General features: G+C 41.6%; 22 protein-coding genes and 2 other annotated features. All 22 genes read right to left on the bottom strand.

The annotated features are described in order from the left end of the window. Positions 1–49 precede the first annotated feature (49 nt). A complete protein-coding gene (locus WMZ97_RS12595) occupies positions 50–649 on the bottom strand; it encodes a class I SAM-dependent methyltransferase (protein ID WP_343272447.1) in 600 nt (199 codons plus the stop codon). A 316-nt stretch (positions 650–965) separates the two neighbouring features. Continuing rightward, positions 966–1,331, bottom strand: coding sequence for a 50S ribosomal protein L7/L12 (rplL, locus tag WMZ97_RS12590; protein ID WP_343272446.1), 366 nt, complete (start codon positions 1,329–1,331; stop codon positions 966–968). 50 nt (positions 1,332–1,381) lie between these two features. Continuing rightward, positions 1,382–1,888, bottom strand: a complete 507-nt coding sequence (gene rplJ / locus WMZ97_RS12585) for a 50S ribosomal protein L10 (RefSeq protein ID WP_343272445.1) — start codon at positions 1,886–1,888, stop codon at positions 1,382–1,384. A 33-nt stretch (positions 1,889–1,921) separates the two neighbouring features. Next, positions 1,922–2,068 (bottom strand) — a sequence feature (ribosomal protein L10 leader region). A gap of 48 nt (positions 2,069–2,116) precedes the next feature. Next, positions 2,117–2,809, bottom strand: coding sequence for a 50S ribosomal protein L1 (gene rplA, locus WMZ97_RS12580; protein ID WP_343272444.1), 693 nt, complete (start codon positions 2,807–2,809; stop codon positions 2,117–2,119). 472 nt (positions 2,810–3,281) lie between these two features. Continuing rightward, positions 3,282–3,707 carry a 50S ribosomal protein L11 gene (gene rplK, locus WMZ97_RS12575; RefSeq protein WP_343272443.1) on the bottom strand — a complete coding sequence of 142 codons (426 nt, stop codon included), beginning with the start codon at positions 3,705–3,707 and terminating at the stop codon, positions 3,282–3,284. 240 nt (positions 3,708–3,947) lie between these two features. Further along, positions 3,948–4,481: a transcription termination/antitermination protein NusG gene (nusG, locus tag WMZ97_RS12570; RefSeq protein WP_343272442.1), complete on the bottom strand. Its 534-nt coding sequence runs from the start codon at positions 4,479–4,481 to the stop codon at positions 3,948–3,950. 205 nt (positions 4,482–4,686) lie between these two features. After that, entirely contained in the window at positions 4,687–4,860 is a 174-nt protein-coding gene (gene secE / locus WMZ97_RS12565) for a preprotein translocase subunit SecE (RefSeq protein ID WP_343272441.1), read from the bottom strand. A 34-nt stretch (positions 4,861–4,894) separates the two neighbouring features. Continuing rightward, entirely contained in the window at positions 4,895–5,044 is a 150-nt protein-coding gene (gene rpmG, locus WMZ97_RS12560) for a 50S ribosomal protein L33 (RefSeq protein ID WP_343272440.1), read from the bottom strand. A 116-nt stretch (positions 5,045–5,160) separates the two neighbouring features. After that, positions 5,161–5,811, bottom strand: coding sequence for an RNA polymerase sporulation sigma factor SigH (gene sigH / locus WMZ97_RS12555; protein WP_343272439.1), 651 nt, complete (start codon positions 5,809–5,811; stop codon positions 5,161–5,163). A gap of 543 nt (positions 5,812–6,354) precedes the next feature. Next, positions 6,355–6,864 carry an NYN domain-containing protein gene (locus tag WMZ97_RS12550; RefSeq protein WP_343272438.1) on the bottom strand — a complete coding sequence of 170 codons (510 nt, stop codon included), beginning with the start codon at positions 6,862–6,864 and terminating at the stop codon, positions 6,355–6,357. A gap of 3 nt (positions 6,865–6,867) precedes the next feature. Then, complete coding sequence (rlmB, locus tag WMZ97_RS12545; protein ID WP_343272437.1) at positions 6,868–7,611, bottom strand: 23S rRNA (guanosine(2251)-2'-O)-methyltransferase RlmB; 744 nt, start codon at positions 7,609–7,611, stop codon at positions 6,868–6,870. 4 nt (positions 7,612–7,615) lie between these two features. Beyond that, positions 7,616–8,011: a Mini-ribonuclease 3 gene (locus WMZ97_RS12540; RefSeq protein WP_343272436.1), complete on the bottom strand. Its 396-nt coding sequence runs from the start codon at positions 8,009–8,011 to the stop codon at positions 7,616–7,618. A gap of 2 nt (positions 8,012–8,013) precedes the next feature. Then, positions 8,014–9,414 carry a cysteine--tRNA ligase gene (gene cysS, locus WMZ97_RS12535; protein WP_343272435.1) on the bottom strand — a complete coding sequence of 467 codons (1,401 nt, stop codon included), beginning with the start codon at positions 9,412–9,414 and terminating at the stop codon, positions 8,014–8,016. After that, entirely contained in the window at positions 9,395–10,066 is a 672-nt protein-coding gene (gene cysE, locus WMZ97_RS12530) for a serine O-acetyltransferase (protein ID WP_343272434.1), read from the bottom strand. Before cysE ends, cysS begins: the two co-directional genes overlap by 20 nt. A gap of 75 nt (positions 10,067–10,141) precedes the next feature. Next, positions 10,142–10,356: a binding site (T-box leader), on the bottom strand. Positions 10,357–10,404: 48 nt separating this feature from the next. Further along, the gene (gene gltX / locus WMZ97_RS12525) at positions 10,405–11,874 is read right to left on the bottom strand and encodes a glutamate--tRNA ligase (protein ID WP_343272433.1); all 1,470 of its coding nucleotides are present in this window, start codon (positions 11,872–11,874) and stop codon (positions 10,405–10,407) included. A gap of 149 nt (positions 11,875–12,023) precedes the next feature. Further along, positions 12,024–13,127 (bottom strand): PIN/TRAM domain-containing protein, encoded by a 1,104-nt coding sequence (locus WMZ97_RS12520; protein ID WP_343272432.1) that lies wholly within the window; start codon positions 13,125–13,127, stop codon positions 12,024–12,026. Positions 13,128–13,320: 193 nt separating this feature from the next. Next, the gene (gene radA / locus WMZ97_RS12515) at positions 13,321–14,694 is read right to left on the bottom strand and encodes a DNA repair protein RadA (protein ID WP_343272431.1); all 1,374 of its coding nucleotides are present in this window, start codon (positions 14,692–14,694) and stop codon (positions 13,321–13,323) included. A 650-nt stretch (positions 14,695–15,344) separates the two neighbouring features. Next, positions 15,345–17,771, bottom strand: a complete 2,427-nt coding sequence (clpC, locus tag WMZ97_RS12510; RefSeq protein WP_343272430.1) for an ATP-dependent protease ATP-binding subunit ClpC — start codon at positions 17,769–17,771, stop codon at positions 15,345–15,347. 11 nt (positions 17,772–17,782) lie between these two features. Next, positions 17,783–18,850, bottom strand: a complete 1,068-nt coding sequence (locus WMZ97_RS12505) for a protein arginine kinase (RefSeq protein WP_343272429.1) — start codon at positions 18,848–18,850, stop codon at positions 17,783–17,785. Then, positions 18,847–19,383, bottom strand: coding sequence for a UvrB/UvrC motif-containing protein (locus WMZ97_RS12500; protein WP_343272428.1), 537 nt, complete (start codon positions 19,381–19,383; stop codon positions 18,847–18,849). Before WMZ97_RS12500 ends, WMZ97_RS12505 begins: the two co-directional genes overlap by 4 nt. A 29-nt stretch (positions 19,384–19,412) precedes the next feature. Then, complete coding sequence (locus WMZ97_RS12495; RefSeq protein WP_343272427.1) at positions 19,413–19,880, bottom strand: CtsR family transcriptional regulator; 468 nt, start codon at positions 19,878–19,880, stop codon at positions 19,413–19,415. Positions 19,881–20,167: 287 nt separating this feature from the next. After that, on the bottom strand, positions 20,168–20,515 hold the full coding sequence (locus tag WMZ97_RS12490; protein WP_343272426.1) for an HXXEE domain-containing protein: 348 nt from the start codon (positions 20,513–20,515) through the stop codon (positions 20,168–20,170). Positions 20,516–21,015: the final 500 nt, after the last annotated feature.

Raw genomic sequence — 21,015 nt, 5'->3', positions numbered from 1 at the left:
TGTCAATACCGTTTCCGTTTAACCCATCAGGTGCGACTTACTCTGACGGTCACTTTATTGCGCGCAAAATAAAGTATCCCTTCGATCGGGCTATTGCCTCAACGTTGCCAAACAATACGTGCAATTTTTCTTTTGTCGATGGCGCTCCTTGTTTTTTTTGAATAACCACCCATAATTCACCTTGATCTACTAAAGCTAATTTGCTTTCTTCATACATCTTGTGAATGACATGTTTACCCGCTCTTATTGGCGGATTGGTCAAGATGGCGGCAAACGTTTGGTCAGCCAAATTGGTAAATCGATCGCTCGCTACAAAATCAACATTATCCACATGATTCATTGCTGCATTTTCCTGTGCCAGGTTTAAAGCTCGTTGATTAATGTCAGCCATCGTTACATGTCGGTTCGGGAAATGATCTGCCACGGACACACCAATTGGCCCGTATCCACAGCCAAGGTCCAGCAAACGCCCTTGCACCTTGGGTTCGGTGAATTGCTCAATCAGTAAACGGGTACCATAGTCAACCTCATTTTTAGAAAATACGCCATGATCACTTGTAAATGTATATACTTTTTCTTTAAGTTGATAACTCCATGTCTTGGGTGAACTTTTCGATTGGGGTTGTTGTGAAAAGTAATGCTCTGCCATTTTGGGCACCTGCTTTAATCATTGTGTAACGGATCAGGAAGAAACTGTAAAATCCTGTTTTACTGGAGTTCCCCTTCTCTCTGAGTCGAATACGATCCACTTTTACCGTTGTATTATAAAGTGAAATTTCATTAAGCGGGGGTTCCTTTCCTCACCCGCTTATTTTTTGGTTCCCCCTCAAAATCTCGAAGCGGAAGTCTTACTGCCCATTAAGAGTGGGATAAATCATTTGTTTCAGGAAACGTTTCGTCATTCATGCGGGGTTTCATAATGCATGACAAAGCCCGCCGATAATCCGGCGAGCTTTTATCATGTATTACTTCACTTCAACAGTTGCTCCAACTTCTTCAAGTTTACCTTTTAGTTCGTCGGCTTCTTCTTTAGAAACGCCTTCTTTAATTGCTTTTGGAGCATTATCTACTAAGTCTTTCGCATCTTTAAGACCAAGACCAGTAATTTCTTTAACAGCTTTAACAACTTTAATCTTGGAATCTCCAGCACTTTCAAGTACAACATCAAATTCCGTTTGCTCTTCAGCAGCTTCTCCGCCGCCAGCGCCACCTGCTACTGCAACTGGTGCTGCAGCTGTTACGCCAAATTCTTCTTCAATTGCTTTAACAAGATCGTTTAAATCTAAAACAGACATTTCTTTAATAGCATCAATAATTTGCTCTTTTGTCATGATTTGTTCCTCCTAATTTTTTATTCATTTATTCTAACGCTGGTCGTACATTACGCACCCTGTTCTTCTTTTTGGTCTGCAACAGATTTTGCAGCATATGCAAAGTTGCGAATAGGAGCTTGTAATACGCTAAGCAACATGGAAACCATACCTTCGTAGTTTGGCAAGTTACCAAGCTCACTAATTTGCTCGAGAGTCGCAATTTTTCCCTCAATCACACCACCTTTAATTTCTAAAGCGTCGTGTTCTTTGGCGAATTTGTTCAAAACCTTAGCTGGTGCAACCACATCATCATTACTGAATGCAATGGCTGTTGGACCTACCAATATATCTGTAAGTTCCCCAAGCTCAACTGACTCAGCAGCACGGCTTGTCATCGAGTTCTTGTAAACTTTAAATTCTACATTTGCTTCACGAAGCTGTTTCCGTAATTCTGTAACCTCAGCCACATCAAGACCACGGTAGTCAACTAATACTGTCGATTGACTTGCAGTAAACTTATCAGCAATATCCTGAACAAGCTGCTTCTTTTGCTCGATAATATTCGTATTTGGCATTATTCCACCTCCTAGTAATGTTCATCATACCGGGCATCAAAAGAGAAACCCACATGTAGACATGCGGGTTTCTCTTAACAAATGTTTATCAATGATAATTATATTTGTCCTTAACCACCTCGGCGGGAAATTAAGCGAGTTACTCGCACCTGCTGTCTACGGTATAACGTATTCTATTTTTAACGCTATTTAGTATAGCGAATAGCGAACTAAAAGTCAACCCTGTCCTTAACGGTAATTAGAGATATCCACTCTAATTCCAGGACCCATGGTTGATGTGATGTTAGCATTACGCATGTAAACACCCTTAGCCGCCTGCGGCTTAACCTTGATCATCTGTTCGGCAAGTGCAATGAAGTTATCGACAAGTTTTTCATTATCAAATGAAATCTTTCCGATTGGCACATGGATATTAGATGATTTATCAACGCGGTATTCCACTTTACCAGCTTTAATTTCGTTAACAGCCTTTTCTACTTCAAAAGTTACTGTTCCGGTCTTAGGGTTAGGCATCAGGCCTTTTGGTCCAAGTACACGTCCCAGTTTACCAACTTCAGCCATCATGTCTGGTGTAGCAACGATCACGTCAAATTCAAACCAGCCTTGATTAATTTTATTAATCATATCCTGATCTCCTACATAGTCTGCACCAGCAGCTTCTGCTTCTTTGGCCTTATCACCTTTCGCAAAAACAAGCACACGTTGCGTCTTACCAGTACCATGCGGCAACACCATAGCACCGCGGATTTGCTGGTCAGCTTTCTTCGGATCTACACCTAAACGGAATGCCACTTCAACCGTTTCATCAAAGTTTGCTTTCGCTGTTTCTTTTACCAAAGCAACAGCTTCGTTTATTTCATATGCTTTTGAACGATCAACAAGCTTGATTGCTTCTTGATACCTTTTACTCTTTTTAGCCATTTTATTTCCTCCTATGGTTTGTGGTTTATAGCGGTTAGACCTCCCACTTAAAAAACAGGTATACTGTTTTTTCGGATGCCAGGGGTAGTGCCGGCTTCGTTTAACACGAAGCTTCAACACCTATCTGCTGCACCCTTTCACGAAAAAGGCTGCGAAGGGCAAAAAACGCTCTCGCAACCTGCGCCGTCAATAAAGTGAAACTTCATTCAGTGGGGTTTCCCTTTCTCCCCCACCGAGACAGGAGAACAAAGGCTAAGAACTAGAACGTCAGTGTTGCAACGCCTTTGTGACCTGCACCGTGCAGGCCCGAACAGAATCGGACCTTTGTTATGCAGTTGACCCTACTTATTTTTTCGTTCCACCTCAAAATCTTGAAGTGGGGGGTCTTACTGCCCGTTAAGACGGGATAAAGTTACATCTGGCAACGGCATTTAAACAACACATTGTTAGACAGCCGCTTTGGCCTTCTTTGTTAATCTTCTATCGAAATGCCCATGCTTCTTGCTGTTCCTTCAACCATACGCATTGCTGCATCTACATCGGCAGCGTTTAAGTCAGGCATTTTTGTTTCCGCAATTTCTTTTACTTTGTCGCGTTTTACAGTTGCAACTTTATTACGATTTGGCTCACCTGATGCAGTATCGATACCGGCTGCTTTCTTTAACAAAACAGCTGCGGGCGGAGTCTTTGTAATAAATGTAAATGAACGGTCTTCAAAAACCGTGATTTCTACCGGAATAATCATACCAGCTTGATCTTGCGTACGCGCATTAAATTCTTTACAAAATCCCATAATATTCACACCTGCTTGACCTAATGCCGGTCCTACTGGCGGTGCCGGATTCGCTTTTCCAGCGGGGATTTGCAGTTTTACTAATTTGATTACTTTTTTAGCCACGAGACACACCTCCTTAAAGTCCGTGATGTGGTAATAGGGTTTGCCCCTCCCACTCATATTTGCCATTTCCCTCAACTAATCTTCGAGGTCATAAATAACAAAAGAATTTTAGCACGAATCAACAAAGAATGCAAGTTTTCTTATTCACATTTCTACTAAAGTCAGCAAAACCACTTGCACTCATACGTGATTGAACATCCCAATTCTATTAATGTCTGCATGTATTTTATTCTACCTCTATTATAACTTTTTAATTTGTGCGAAGTCTAACTCAACAGGGGTCTCTCTGCCAAACATATTGACATGAACTTTAACCTTCTGTTTATCAACGTCGATCTGCTCAATCGTCCCAGTAAAGTTTTCAAAGGGACCATCCGTAACCGTCACATTTTCCTTAATTTCAAAATCAACTTGCGCAACAGGTTCGGCCACTCCCATCCGCTTCAATACAGTGTCTACCTCATCAGGCAACAACGGTGTCGGCTTTGATCCATGACCACTCGAACCGACAAACCCGGTGACACCCGGAGTATTTCTTACAACATACCACGAGTCATCCGTCATAATCATTTCCGTCAGCACATAACCAGGAAAAAATTTCTTCTTCAATACCTTCTTTTTCCCGTTCTTAATTTCCGTTTCCTCATCCTCTGGAACAATCACACGGAAGATCTTATCTTCCATCCCCATTGATTCCACGCGTTTTTCCAAATTTGTTTTTACTTTGTTTTCATACCCCGAATACGTATGAACCACATACCAATTTTTCTCCATTAGAACAGGACAAACTACCTTGTCCTTCCCTCCTTTTCAGATGCCAGAGGTTAAAGGCAGGAGGTCGGATCGATTCCTCACCCTAAACCAGGCCAAAATTTCAAAAGCCCTTTCTAAAACCATATTAAAAAACCCGATAAACCGGGTTTTTAACGAAAGTTTTATTTAATTATCATTATAGCATAAATATAGCATTATTATTCAGTTAAAACAATTCTAGTATCTGTGTTAGTCCCAGATCGACTAATGTGAAGAAAACAGCAACAAATACAACAGTCGAAATAACCGTTATCGTATAGCTTGATAATTCTTTTCCTTTTGGCCAGCTGACCTTCTTCATTTCCCGTGTCACATTTTTAAAAAAAGAAAAGATCTTCATGTGCCTGTCCCCCAAATTTATTGCTACCGTGATCTCATTTTGTTTCACGGTGTAATGTATGTTTTTTGCATGTTTTGCAATATTTTTGTACTTCCAATCGCATGGGTTTTGTTGATGCATTCTTATCGGTTGTATAGTTTCGGCTTGAGCATATTGCACACGCTAACGCCACTTTCTTATTCATCTTCCCACCCCCGAAACAGGGATTTCACAACATAAAAAGCTGCTGATCTATGCCAGCTACACGTCCAAACTTCCTACATTAATGTAGCATTGTTAACCAGTAATGTCAACGGATCGTCATAGACTGATTTCACTCGAATCAATCAGTTGTTCCAATTTGCGTTTCACCCGCTGCAATGCATTGTCAATAGACTTCACATGACGTTTTAACTCCACAGATATTTCCTGATATGTCCGGCCATCCAAATACAAATTCAACACCCGACTTTCCAGGTCGCTTAATAATTCAGATAACTTATCTTCCATATCCCCATACCGTTCTCGGTTAATGAGCAGTTCCTGCGGGTCAATCGCTTTGGAACCCCCAATGACATCGAGCAACGTACGGTCAGATTCCTCATCATAAATAGGCTTGTCCAAGGAAACATAGGAATTAAGCGGAATATGCTTTTGCCTTGTCGCCGTTTTAATCGCCGTAATAATTTGCCGGGTTATACAAAGTTCCGCAAATGCCTTAAATGAGGATAACTTGTCCCCATCAAAGTCCCGGATTGCTTTGTAAAGACCGATCATCCCTTCTTGAACAATATCCTCTTTGTCTGCACCAATTAAAAAATAGGTACGTGCTTTTGCGCGTACGAAACTTCGGTATTTATGAATTAAGAAGTCAAGTGCATGACTATTTCCGTTCTGGATCAATTGGATGATCGCATCATCATCAAGCATTTGCAGGTTGTTATGATATGTCTCTATTTGCTTGACACTCACCAAATACACGACCCCCCGACTATAAACAGTCCATAGAGACAGTATACCGTAACCGCTTGCATAGTTCAACCAAATTAGTAGAAAAACAAAGGATTTGATTTTATCCCGCCTTAACAGTCAATAAGACACCCATTGAATGAAGTTTCACTTTATCTATCATGATGTTGCGCGGAAAGTGTTTTAGTACACTATACTAGCGAAGGGGAACGGAGATTCCTGCTGGAAAACAAAGAGATCACTGAAAAAAGTACCTTTCATAATCATTTGGAAGAAAACAGGCCAGAAACGTGCGTGAACTGGCTCGGAAAGCGAAAACGCTGAGACCCCCACAGGGAACAGTCTTTGCGAGGAGGAGGCTCAGCCCGAGCCCGCGGGAAGCGCAGGGTTTTCCCGTAGCGGCTGTAAAGCATCGAACATAATTTCAAGTTACGTCGTAATTTCCATCAACTGCGTATTGATCCACCTGTTGATAAAGTAACATTCTAAATTCCCATCCTATGATCTTCGTCTTTTATGCAGAAATTTCTCAGTATGTCCTTAATTTTAGTTATCACCGCGACGCCACTTTTCAAACACTTCTAATACGCTTTTCTCAAACGGTATATTTCGTTGTGGTTTTTCCTTTACATAGTGATCAATACTTTCCTCAATCTCTGATTCAATATTTTTCAACTCGATTAGCAACTCTCTCGCAGATTTACGCAATGCACCGCGTCCAAAAATGGTACGTTGCTCCGCATAATCAGAGGTCGCTACATATACCTGATTATCGACATGCTTTAAATCCTTTACAATCCGTTCAATGCATTCATCCGCCGTTTCCTTTTCTTTTGTATAAATAATTTCTACCTTATGCTCGTTACGTTTATTGGCCAGACCCTTGACAAAATAAGCATCAAACACAACAATTACCCGCTGGCCAGTAAATGCTTTGTACTCAGCCATTTGCTCAATTAAACGATCTCTCGCCTGTGCCATGTCCTTTTCCTTCAGCCGCTGCAGTTCCCCCCATGCACCAATAATGTTATATCCGTCCACTACAATTACATTCATCGGTCATTCTCCAAGCGGATGTCGCTTTCGAAATACTTCATACAGTAATAAGCTGCATGCCACAGAAGCATTCAGCGAGGAGACGTGACCAACCATGGGCAAGCTGACAGTCCAATCACACTTTTCCTTCACGATCCGGCTCATCCCCTTACCTTCATTACCAATGACGACAGCGATTGGCATTGAGCCATCAAGGGAACGATAGTCTTCGGTGCCTTCCGCTTCCGTACCAACAACCCAGATATTCTCGGCCTTTAACGACTCAATCATCTGCGCAATATTGGTCACCCGGACAACCGGAACATGTTCCAGTGCTCCTGCAGCTGTTTTTGCAACCACTGCCGTTAACCCTACCGAACGCCGCTTAGGGATAATCACACCATGTACCCCCGCTGCATCTGCTGTCCGCAAAATCGATCCTAGATTATGCGGGTCTTCCAGCTCATCCAGAATAATAAAGAAAGGTGGCTCCTTACGCTGGTTAGCCTTAGCAAATAAATCATCGATGGAAGCGTATTGATAAGCCGCGACATACGCAATAACACCTTGATGATTGCCATTTGCCAGCTTGTCCAGTTTATTTTTTGGCACCTTTTGCACCAGCGTGTTCGCTTCCTTGGCAAGCTGTTTTAATTTTCCTTGTACGTTTGGATTCAGTTGTTCGGAAATCAATAATTTATTTACCGACCTGCCAGACTGTAATGCCTCGATAACCGGGTTTTTTCCAATAATAAGTTCCTGGTCCATTCAATCAGCTCCTTTCCTCGATAAACCTGACAGCGTCTGATAACAGTGTCTGTAACCGATTCTTATTTTCTAATAAATGATGGTAGCCTATTAAAGCCTCGAACGCAGTACTATATCGATAGGTTTGAACACTGGTATTTTTCGGAACAGACCCCGATTTAGCATTACGTCCGCGGGCAACAACTCGTTCTTCCTCATACGTTAAAAAGCTTGTTTCCAGCCAATGTAAAATAATCGCTGCTTGTGCTTTTGCTGATACGAAGGTTACCGCATGGTGGTGCAGCTGATTTGGCAACACACGCCCCGCTCGAAGGAGATGCTCTCGAATATACACCTCATACACGGCATCCCCCATGTATGCCAGGGCTAAGCTCTTCAACTGTTTAACATCCAATTCCATGATTAGCCCCTTTTCCAGCGTGTACCTTGCGGGGTATCTTCTAAAATAATCTGCTTTTGTTTCAACGTATCACGAATTTCATCCGCATGTTGAAAATCACGGTTCTTCCTTGCCTCGATCCGCTCTTGAATTAATGCTTCAATCTCTTCATCCAGTAGCTCTTCTTTCGTTTCAAGGGTCAATCCAAGAATGCCCAGCAATTCTGCTATCGTTGTTTGAAACGCATCAATCACATTTGTTGCGGTTTGCTCTGATTCCAAATACAGGTTTGCTTCTTTGGTTAAATCAAACAACACAGAGATGGCATTTGCCGTATTAAAATCGTCATCCATTTCCGATTCAAACTGCTTCTTTAAATCGTCTATTTTCTCCAGCCAGCGATTCGTATCTGCATCCAGGTTCATGCTCGTTTGTTTGCGATACCCAAGATTATAATAAGCCGTTTTAATCCGTTCCAGACTATTTTCCGCACCTTTTAACAGCTCTTCGCTAAAATTTATTGGGTTACGATAATGCACGCTAAGCATAAAGAAGCGAATAACCTGTGGATCATGCTGTTCAATTAATTCCCGGGCTAGCACAAAGTTTCCAAGTGACTTCGACATTTTTTCATTATCGATATTAATATACCCATTATGCATCCAATAATTTGCAAATGGCTCTCCGGTCATTGCTTCCGATTGGGCAATTTCATTTTCATGATGCGGAAAAGCTAAATCCTGTCCGCCAGCATGGATATCAATCGTGTTACCCAGGTACTTCCTTACCATTGCCGAGCATTCAATATGCCAGCCAGGCCGACCTTTCCCCCACGGTGCTTCCCAGGCAATCTCATCGGGTTTTGCTTTTTTCCAAAGCGCAAAGTCAAGGGGATCTGTTTTTTTCTCTCCAACTTGAATTCTAGCTCCCGATCTGAGTTCATCAATCGATTGGTGGGACAGCTTCCCATATCCATCAAAAGCACGCGGTTTAAAATATACATCGCCATCCACACTATAGGCATAGCCTTTATCAATCAATACGGCAATAAAATTAATAATATCATCCATTGTTTCGGTTACACGCGGATTTAATGTTGCCTGCTCTACTCCTAACGCGCCAACATCTTCTAAATATGCGGCAATAAAACGATCAGCAAGCGCAGGCACTTCTTCGCCAGCTTCTTTCGCCGTTTTAATGATCTTATCGTCTACATCGGTGAAATTTAATACATAGTCAACCTCATACCCGCTGTATTCCAAATATCTTCTAATCGTATCAAAGACAATTGCCGGCCTTGCATTTCCGATATGGATATAATTATATACCGTTGGCCCGCATACATACATTTTCACTTTGCCCGCTTCAAGCGGCTTAAATACTTCTTTTTTTCGTGTCAGTGTATTATAAAGTGTTATCGACATGTTGCTGTTTCCCTTCTTTCAATTCTGCTATTTCGTTTCGCAATTCACGCACTTCCCTCTCCAGTTTGCAGCATCGGTCAGAAACCGGGTCAGGTATTTTATGATGATCTAAATCGCGACGCACCTTTTCACCATTTTGCTTCACAACCCTGCCAGGGATACCGACTACCGTGGAATGGTCTGGTACGTCGTGTAATACAACCGATCCCCCGCCAACCTTGGCACTTTCGCCTATCGTAATCGCACCCAATACCTTGGCACCAGTAGAAATTAAGGCGTTATCCTTTACTGTGGGATGGCGCTTTCCCTTTTCCTTTCCTGTACCACCTAAAGTTACGCCCTGAAAGACCGTCACATTATTACCAATTTCACATGTTTCCCCGATAACAACCCCCATGCCATGGTCAATGAAAAATCGTCGGCCAATTTGCGCGCCTGGATGGATCTCAATTCCGGTACAAAACCGGCTCAGTTGTGAAACCGCTCGAGCGAGAAATCGCAAATTCCGTTTATATAGTGCATGTGCTATACGATGCGACCAGATAGCATGCAATCCGGAGTATGTTAGGAAAACCTCAAAATACGTTCGTGCAGCAGGATCCTGCTCAAAAACAACATCCATATCTTCTTTCATTCGTTTAAAAATCCCCATTCGAGCGCCCCCCTTAATTTATGATCAGCGTTTGCTTGGAACTCTAACTAAAAAAACGCCCCTGTGTATGCTATACACAGAGACGCTTGATGCGCGGTCCCACTCTGCTTGAAGATAATTCTTCCAACTTCTAACCTGATAACGGCAAGGTGCCGCCGTTATGTTCGCTTAAGCTTCATAACGGACTCCAAGGTGCATTTCAAAAACGGTTTTTAAAATCACTCGCAGCCTAGGTGATTCTCTCTGGGTAAAAAATCGCGTTTTCTACTTCTCCTTATCTACGTTCGGGCAATATTGTATTATTACTATATTATATTTTTAGTGTGATGTGAACTAAATTACGCTCCAAGCTGTTTAAGAATTTTATCTAAACGGGCGACAACAACATCTTTTCCTAATAATTCAATCGCCATTGGCAGCTCTGGACCATGCGTTTGGCCCGTTGTTGCCACACGAATTGGCATAAACAGCTTTTTGCCGCGATGTTTCGTTTCCTTTTGTGTTGCTTTAATTTCTGCCTTAATCGTATCTTTATTAAACGCATCCAGGTGGATCAGCTTATCCGTAAATACCTGCAGCACTTCCGGAACCTGTTCCTCTTGCAGCACTTCCATGGATGCCTCATCGTAATCAATATGCTTTTTGAAAAACAAGTCGGTCAATTCCACAATTTCCGCACCATATCGAAGCTGTTCTTTATATAATGCAATGACCTTCTCAGCCCAGATTCTTGTATCTTCATCCATATCCGCCGGAAGCTTGCCTTCCTTAACTAAATGCGGCATGGCCAGATCAATAACTGTTTCCATGTCCTTCGCTTTAATATACTCATTATTCATCCATTTAAGCTTTTGCGGATCAAAAATAGCAGCCGATGTAGATAACCGATCCGGGTCAAAAATCTCTATTAATTGATCCTTCGTAAAGATTTCTTCTTCCCCAACAGGCGACCACCCTAATAACGTAATAAAATTAAATAACGCTTCTGGCAAATACCCCAAATTACGATATTGCTCAATAAACTGCAAAATGTGTTCATCCCGTTTACTCAGCTTTTTGCGATCCTCGTTCAAGATAAGGGTCATGTGGCCAAATGTTGGTGACTCCCAGCCGAACGCATCATAGATCATCAGTTGCTTCGGTGTATTCGAAATATGCTCTTCTCCACGCAAAATGTGAGTAATCGCCATCAAATGGTCATCAATTGCGACGGCAAAATTATAAGTAGGAATGCCGTTCTTTTTAACAATAACCCAATCCCCGAAGTCGCTTGATTCAAACGTGATATTTCCCCTGACCATATCCGGGAATGTATATGTTTTATGTTCTGGCACCCGAAAGCGAATGCTCGGTTTACGTCCTTCTTGCTCAAAAGCCGCTATTTGTTCCTTCGTTAAATCACGATGGGCACCGGAATATTTTGGTGCTTGTCCTTTTGCCCGCTGCTCTTCTCGTTCTTGATCAAGCTCTTCTTCTGTCATATAGCATTTATATGCCAGACCTCTCGCTAACAGTTCATCAATATACTTTTGATAAATGTCAAGCCGCTCCATTTGCCGGTATGGTCCGTATTCCCCGCCAATATCGGCACCTTCATCCCACTCGATACCAAGCCATTTTAAATAATAAAACTGGCTCTCCTCGCCGCCTTCTACATTGCGTTTCTCATCGGTATCTTCCGTACGAATAATAAATTTGCCATCAAAATGCTTGGCATATAAATAATTAAAAAGTGCCGTTCTGGCGTTCCCAATATGTAAATGACCAGTTGGGCTTGGCGCATAACGAACACGTACTTGATTGGTCATGAATGATACCCCTTCCTTTTATATGTTCATGTTAAAAATAATATTTCATCGCTTTCTGGGTGATTATTACGTTCTTTTACATTTTGACAGCAAAAAGCGATAACATATTTCTGTTATCACTTTTGCACTCTTAGTATGTTATACCTCTTTTATAACGCTTTTTCAAGTAATTTTGGTTTTGCAAAGATCATTCGACCTGCGGATGTTTGTAATACACTAGTTATGAGCACTTCAATTGTCTTGCCAATATAGTCATGACCTTCTTCCACGACAATCATCGTACCATCATCCAAATAAGCAATTCCTTGATTTTGTTCCTTCCCATCCTTGATCACTTGCACAACCAATTCCTCACCAGGAAGAACAACCGGCTTCACAGCATTTGCCAAATCATTAATATTAAGAACACGAACACCTTGTAAGTCGCATACTTTATTTAAATTAAAATCATTGGTAACCACGACTCCATTAATCACCTTGGCTAGCTTGATGAGCTTACTATCCACCTCTTGAATATCTTCAAAATCACCCTCATAGATTTCTACCTTTACAGGCAATTCCTTTTGAATTCGATTCAACACATCTAGTCCACGACGACCACGATTACGTTTTAATGCATCCGATGAATCGGCAATATGCTGCAGCTCACCTAATACAAATTGCGGGATAACGATTGTCCCTTCTAAAAAACTAGTCTGGCAAATATCAGCGATCCGTCCATCGATAATAACACTTGTATCAAGTATCTTTGCTTTAGGCTGCTGTTGCTCAGCTGTTTTTTCATTTGAAATGGTCAGCTTCTTATCTTTCTCTTTGCGATTAAAGTTAAATAAGTTCATCAGCTCTTCTCTGCGCCGAAAGCCAATTTGGAAACCAAAGTATCCCAACAAAATCGTGATAAACAATGGAACTACCTGCGAGACCAAGCCGCTAAACGTAATATCTTTCAACGGAATATTGATGAGATAAGCTAAAACAAGTCCGACGATTAACCCTAAACTGCCAAACAACAAATCACCAACAGGAACCTTGATTAGAGCATCCTCAATCCATCGCAGAAAATTAACAATATGGTCCGCTACTAAATAAGAAAAAGCAAACAGAACAACCGCGCCAATTACCAAACCGAGGTATGGGGATGCGACCCATTTCGTACTAGTAAAATCTAATAATTTAATGATATCCGGTATATACAAATACCCAATTGTACCACCTGTAATGATGAAAAATAAATGCACAATTTTTTTCAGCACCACTGTCACCTCCTAACCCTCAGTATTACCTGTTTTTTTATAAAATAACCAAAAAAATAAAATTATAGCTACTAACACTTTAAAGAATAGCATAGCCACAAAAATGAGTCAATTGAATAAACATAAAATTTTATCACAATAAAAAAACAAAGTCAATACAAAATCCCTATATTTTATGGGTATTTTAGAATTTCTAGCTCTTAAGTCCTGCCTCCAAAGCTTCTGAAACTGATTTCACCCCAATAACTTGAATCGATGTTGGCGGTGTCCATCCATCCAAATTATTTTCAGGACATATCACCCGTTTAAAACCAAGTTTTGCTGCTTCCTGTACACGTTGTTCAATTCGTGAAACCCGTCTAGCCTCACCCGTCAAACCAACTTCACCAATAAAGATATCATCCGGTTTTGTCGGCTGATCCCGAAAACTGGAGGCAATCGCAACAGCAATAGCAAGATCAATCGCAGGCTCATCCAGTTTCACTCCACCAGCAACCTTAATATATGCATCTTGGTTCTGTAACATTAACCCAACCCGTTTTTCTAACACCGCCATCAGCAATGGAACCCGATTTGCATCTACTCCCGTCGCCATCCTGCGTGGATTTCCAAAGCTTGACGGCGATATAAGCGCCTGAATCTCCACCAGTACAGGCCTAGTGCCCTCCATGGAAGCAACAACCGTTGAACCGGCTGCACCGCGAGAACGTTCTTCCAAAAAAATTTCGGATGGATTTAACACTTCCCGAAGTCCCGCTTCTTTCATCTCAAAGATTCCCATTTCGTTCGTACTGCCGAAACGGTTTTTCACCCCGCGCAGGATGCGATAGGTATGATGGCGCTCCCCTTCAAAATAAAGGACAGCATCCACCATATGCTCCAGCATCCTCGGCCCGGCAATGGCTCCTTCTTTTGTTACATGTCCCACAATAAAGATAGGTATCCCATTTGTTTTTGCGATTTTCATCAATTCACTTGTACACTCTCGCACCTGTGATACACTTCCAGGTGCACTGGTTACTTCTTCACGAAAGATCGTTTGAATAGAATCAATCACAACAAATGATGGGTTCACTTTTTCAATTTGATTGGCAATATCAAACAAATTGGTTTCCGATAGTACATATAATGAATCAGCAGTTATTCCCAAACGGTCGGCTCGAAGCTTTGTCTGTCTAATCGATTCCTCGCCAGAAATATAAAGTACTTGCAGCTCTTTCTCAGCAAGCTGCGCAGATATTTGCAACAGTAATGTCGATTTGCCAATTCCCGGGTCACCACCAATTAACACAAGTGAGCCAGGAACAATTCCACCACCAAGTACACGGTTGAATTCTTTCAACGAGGTTGTTACACGAGGTTCCTTTTGGGATGCAATTGCTGTAATTTTCTCCGGTTTACTGGCTTGTTTTAAACCATTGCCTAGACCACGGTTATTATTCAGACTGGACATTTCTATTTCCTCAACAAGTGTGTTCCAGCTATGACAGCCCGGACATTTTCCCATCCATTTTGCCGATTCATAGCCGCATTCCTGGCATACAAATTTCGTCTTGCGTTTCACCACACACATCCAACCCCTTTTGCTTCATCTCTATTTTACACGAAAAACGTGTCACCTAGGTTACAACCATCTTTCAATTATCCAAAGCCCATTCCATAAAAATGCCACATCTATGAAACCATTTATCCCGCCTTAACGGGCAGTAAGACCCCCATTTCAAGATTTTGAGGTGGAACAAAAAAATAAGTGGGGTCAACTGCCCATAAAGGTCCGATTCTGTTCAACTAACATTCAGTGGGGGAGAAAGGGCAAGCTAAAAACCGTCATGTCCTTATGCCTTGCCTGCTCTAGCACGTCTGAGAGCGTCGAAAACCCCACTGAATGAAGTTTCACTTTATCCCGCCTTAACGGGCAGTAAGACCCCCATTTCAAGATTTTGAGGTGGAACGAAAAAATAAGTGGGGTCAACTGCCCATAAAGGTCCGATTCTGTTCAACTAACATTCAGTGGGGGAGAAAGGGCAAGCTAAAAACCGTCATGTCCTTATGCCTTGCCTGCTCTAGCACGTCTGAGAGCGTCGAAAACCCCACTGAATGAAGTTTCACTTTATCCCGCCTTAACGGGCAGTAAGACCCTCGCATCCATATTCATAAGTTTGGAAAAGCCAGCAGGGAATACCTACTGGCTTTATACATGCAATCGATCATTATTCCCTATGCTAAAACAATGAACTCGCCCTTATTGTTCAGTCCAATCTTCACTTTTTGACCTTTTGCAATGGTTTCCTTCAACAGTTCCTCAGAAAGTAAATCCTCCACATTTTTCTGGATGGATCTTCTTAATGGACGCGCCCCATACTCTGGATCAAACCCTTCATTCGCAATTTTCTCCAGTGCTTTATCCGTTAAGGTAAACTCTATTTCCTGTTCCGATAAACGACGTTGCAGTTCCTTCACCATCAACTCCACTATATGCTTCATATGCTTTTTCTCTAATGAATGGAAGACGATGGTTTCATCAATCCGATTTAAGAATTCAGGCCGAAATGCCTTTTTCAGTGCATCCATTACCTTTGACTTCATATCTTTATACTCTGTACCTTCATCACCGAGATTAAATCCAACAAACTTATTTCGTTTTAATTCACTCGCTCCAACGTTTGATGTCATAATTAATACGGTATTTCGGAAATCAACGACCCTGCCTTTCGAGTCAGTCAACCGGCCATCCTCGAGTACTTGCAATAAAATATTAAAGACTTCCGGATGTGCCTTTTCGATTTCATCGAGCAAAACAACCGAATATGGCTTCCTGCGCACTTTTTCGGTTAGTTGCCCACCTTCTTCATAGCCAACATATCCAGGTGGTGAACCAACAAGCCGCGACGTTGCATGTTTTTCCATGTATTCCGACATGTCAATTCGAATCATGGCATCTTCATCGGCAAACATTACCTCAGCTAACGCCCTTGCCAATTCGGTCTTTCCGACGCCTGTAGGGCCTAAGAAAATAAATGAACCAATGGGACGCTTCGGATCCTTTAAACCAGCACGAGCTCGGCGAATGGCCTTTGACACGGCATTAACTGCCTCTTCCTGCCCAATCACACGGTTATGCAGGATGTCTTCCATGTTCAATAAACGTTCACTTTCATCCTTTGTCAGTTTGGCAACTGGAACTCCCGTCCAGATCGAAACGACATTCGCAATATCTTCTATAGTTACCTCGGAGCTTTCCTGGCCTTGCTTTTCTTTCCATTGATTCTTTGTCGTCTCTAACTCTTCCCGTAACCGTTGTTCGGAATCCCTTAATGATGCAGCCTTTTCAAATTCCTGACTTTGCACCGCAGCATCCTTTTCCTTGCGTATTTCCTCCAGTTTTTGTTCCAATTCCTTTAAATCTGGTGGAACGGTATAGGAGCGTAACCGTACTTTGGAACCAGCCTCGTCAATCAGATCAATCGCTTTATCTGGGAGAAAGCGATCCGATATATAACGGTCGGATAAATTCGCAGCAGCATCAATCGCGTCATCGGTAATCGTCACCCGATGATGTGCTTCATAACGATCACGAAGTCCCTTTAAAATCTGGATTGTTTCATCCAGTGTGGGCTCATTGACTTGAATCGGCTGGAATCTGCGTTCAAGCGCTGCATCCTTTTCAATATATTTTCGATATTCATCCAATGTCGTTGCCCCAATACATTGCAATTCCCCACGTGAAAGTGCTGGTTTTAAAATGTTTGACGCATCAATCGCACCTTCTGCTCCACCAGCACCGATTAATGTATGCAATTCATCAATAAATACAATAATATTGCCCGCCTGCCTAATTTCTTCCATAACCTTTTTGAGTCGATCCTCAAATTCACCACGGTATTTTGTTCCTGCCACAACGGTTCCCATGTCAAGGGTCATAACCCTTTTATCACGTAATGTTTCCGGCACTTCATTCTCAATAATTTGCTGGGCCAATCCTTCTGCCACAGCTGTTTTGCCCACACCAGGCTCACCGATTAGTACCGGATTATTCTTTGTACGTCTGCTTAACACTTGAATGACACGCTCAATTTCTTTACTTCGGCCAATAACAGGATCAACGTTTCCTTCTTTCGCATGGGCTGTCAGATCCCTTGCTAATGAATCAAGTGTTGGTGTATTCGCACTGGCCGATTGCCCGCGTCCCTGTCTGCCTGCTTGAGATTCATTACTACCAAGCAACTGTAGCACCTGTTGACGCGCTTTATTCAGGCTGACACCAAGGTTATTTAACACCCTTGCAGCAACCCCTTCACCTTCCCGAATCAAACCTAACAAAATATGTTCCGTACCAACATACGAATGGCCCAGTTTTCTTGCTTCATCCTGTGATAATTCCACCACTTTTTTAGCCCGTGGTGTATAATGAATGGTTTGCATCGCCTTTTTGCCTACACCAATCAATTCTTCTACTTCTTGTTGAATTTTTTCTACTTCCAGACCTAAAGATTGCAGGGCCTTTGCTGCAATTCCATCACCTTCACGGACCAAGCCTAATAGAATATGCTCTGTTCCGATATTATTATGGCCAAGCCTGACCGCTTCTTCCTGAGACAGCGCCAAAACCTTCTGCGCTCGTTCTGTAAAACGTCCAAACATCATAGTTTTTCCTCCTACTCGTTCTCTATTTTTAACCGTTCGCGAATAAGTGATGCTCGTAACACATCCCGTTCATTAGCGGTCAAATTCCGTTTTGCGTATTGCTGTAAAAACCCTGGCTGTGTAAGGATCATTAACTCGTTCAAGATCGTTTGCGAGATATTCTCAATAATCCCCAGATCGATCCCTAATCGTACATTTGATAAACAACTTGCAGCCTCTTTTGATTCAATGATCCGGCTATATTTTAATACCCCATAGGAGCGATAAATTCGATCCTCCAAATGCGTACTGGACTGTTCTAATATTCGCGTTCGTGCCTTACGTTCCAGTTCAATTAATTGGGTCACAACACTTTGCAAATCCTCTACAATGTCTTGTTCTGACTTGCCGAGTGTTATTTGGTTCGATATTTGAAAAATGTTCCCAATAGCTTCGCTGCCCTCCCCGTAAATTCCTCGAACCACGAGACCAAGCTGATTGATAGCCGGGATCATTCGGTTAATTTGCCTGGTTAAGGCCAATGACGGCAAGTGCATCATAACCGAAGCTCGCATCCCTGTACCAACATTAGTCGGACAGCTGGTTAAATATCCTTTTGATTCATCAAACGCATAACTAATTTTCTCTTCCAGCCAGTCATCAAACTGAAATGCCTTTTCCAAAGCCTTATCCAGTTGCAGTCCGGGGAAATATAGCTGAATACGAATATGGTCCTCTTCATTAACCATAACGGATACTTGCTCGTTTTTCGAAATAACTACCGCTGCAGCCTCCGCGTGTTCTGCTAAATGCGGACTAATTAAATGCTTCTCCACTAAGACACGCTTTTCAGTCCGTGACAGCTCTGAAATTGGGATAAACTCCAAATCCTGATAATCCTGAAATGACTGATGGGCATATTCCTGTTGAAAAAACTGTAAGATGTTCTCCAGCTCCTCCTGCCCAGCGGCAAGCGGAAACGGAAACTTGGCAAAATTACGTGCTAGCCGGATCCTGCTGCTTAATACAATATCGCTGTCAGGTCCCTCATCACGCATCCATGGACTGATAGCTTCATTAACGAAATGGTTTAAGGTCATTTATCGTCACCCCGCATTTCGGTTTCTAATTCTTTAATTTTGTCACGAATCTTGGCTGCATCTTCAAATGCTTCTTGTTCAATCAATTCCTTTAATTGCAATTTATATTCTTCTAGCTGTTTTTTGGCATGCAAATTGCCACCTTGTCGTTTAGGAATTTTCCCATGATGTTTTGTATTTCCACTATGAACCCTGCGAAGAATCGGATCCAATCGATCGGAAAATGTATGATAACAAGCGGCACAACCAAATTTCCCAATTCGTTTGAATTCGCTTAAGGTCATCCCGCATTGCTGACATTGTATCTCTTTCGTCGTAGTAAACGAAGAATTATTATGACTTCCCAGTGATGAAGACTCAAAGTTAAACAAACCCGTCAACAAATTCTGGAAGGTAAACCCCTCCTCCGGGTATGTCATATATCCCTTTTCCTTTGCACACACTTCACAAACATGGACTTCGATTTTACTCCCATTCACCACCTGGGTGAAGTGTAACGTTGCGGGTCGTTTGTGGCATTCCTGACAATCCATTAGTTCCCCTCCCTTAACAAAAAAAGATCCTATTTATTCAAGTATTTTAGCGTTGTCAGCATGGAGGTCAATAAACGCGCACGAACTTCATCACGAAAAGGCAATTGGATGGCTAACGTGTTTCTCCCCATTGCACTCAGCATGATTTTCGCTTCACGCTCTGTTATTAACTTTTCCTCTAACAAGCGTTCCAAAACATCAATAGCTGCTTGCTGCGTGACCGTCGGATTGATCAATTCAATAATCTCATCTATTAATTCGGACTTTTCCTGGTGTTTCACCCGAATAATCCGAATATACCCGCCACCGCCACGCTTACTCTCCACAATATACCCTTTTTCAATGGTAAACCTTGTATTAATAACATAATTTATTTGCGACGGTACACATTGGAATTGGTCCGCTATTTCACTGCGCTTAATCTCAATTGCATCCTGTGCTGCCTGCTTAAAAATTTGCTTTAAATATTGTTCAATGACGTCAGAGATGTTACTCATAAGCACCCTCCTCCACCAACACCATATAGTGTTTCATTTTGACTTTGACTATCTTTGACTTTATTATTATTATACGACAAAACAGCAAAGATGCAAATACATTCTTTCTATATATTTTAGACAATATTACTGAAAAACAAAACACATTACCAGTAATTCTCATAATTATGTATGCTCGCAGTCTATATCTCAAGTTTTTAAACCACAACAATGCAAGCCAATCCGCGGCTTTATGCACCCATCACTAGTTTATGATTGGCGCCCAAAAATATTAATAGGCCTTCGCATCAAGCCATTTGGCTCATTGACACCACCGTTTCCATTAGCACAGAAAACTTTATATTACTTTTTTCCAATCCAATGAGCAAAAAATAAAACAGGAAGAACCAAAAAGTAAAAGGCATACTGGTATATATTGTATTCCAATTGATAATTTGATGTTTAAATAATGAATGAAGCAATATTATACTATAAGGCAAGACGAAAACAATTGAAGTTATCACACCGGGTGTAATTGACCGAAGAAGAATTGACTGACCTACATGAGTAAAGACATGCAAAAAGAAAATCATAATCATAATTGTAAAAAAGTGTATGTCCCCAAATGGGCCATGGGTAATATATTGACTTGCCATATAGGTTGAACTACTGACAAATAGTAAAATAACTAACTAATACAGCAACGGTAAACTGTGCCGTTGACATAGAAAATTGTTTAATAACCTTATCAGCAATATCGCTGATCATTGCCAAATCATTTTAAAGTATGGCGATCGATTAAAAGCCATTTACAATTCAAAGAGACCTTCATTGACTGGTATAACAAAATAAAAGCTTTACAACAACGCCATTTCTTCACGCGTAATCGAAATGTCTACGAACATCGCATCTTAGTCGAATATAATTGGCTTACATGCAAGGAATAGACTAATTATGGTCAACCATAAATTTTGGTGATGAGCCAGTTTTTTAAGAAAACATATATATAATAACTAATAACCCAAACTCATTATATATAAAAAACACCAAGATATGAATTCATATCTTGGTGTTTTTTATTGCCTGGCGGCGTCCTACTCTTGCAGGGGCAAAGCCCCAACTACCATCGGCGCTGGAGAGCTTAACTGCTGTGTTC

Origin of the sequence: Lentibacillus songyuanensis (assembly GCF_039548255.1) — a bacterium.
Lineage (GTDB): Bacteria > Bacillota > Bacilli > Bacillales > Amphibacillaceae > Lentibacillus_C > Lentibacillus_C songyuanensis.
This window is presented reverse-complemented; position numbering and strand designations above follow the sequence as displayed.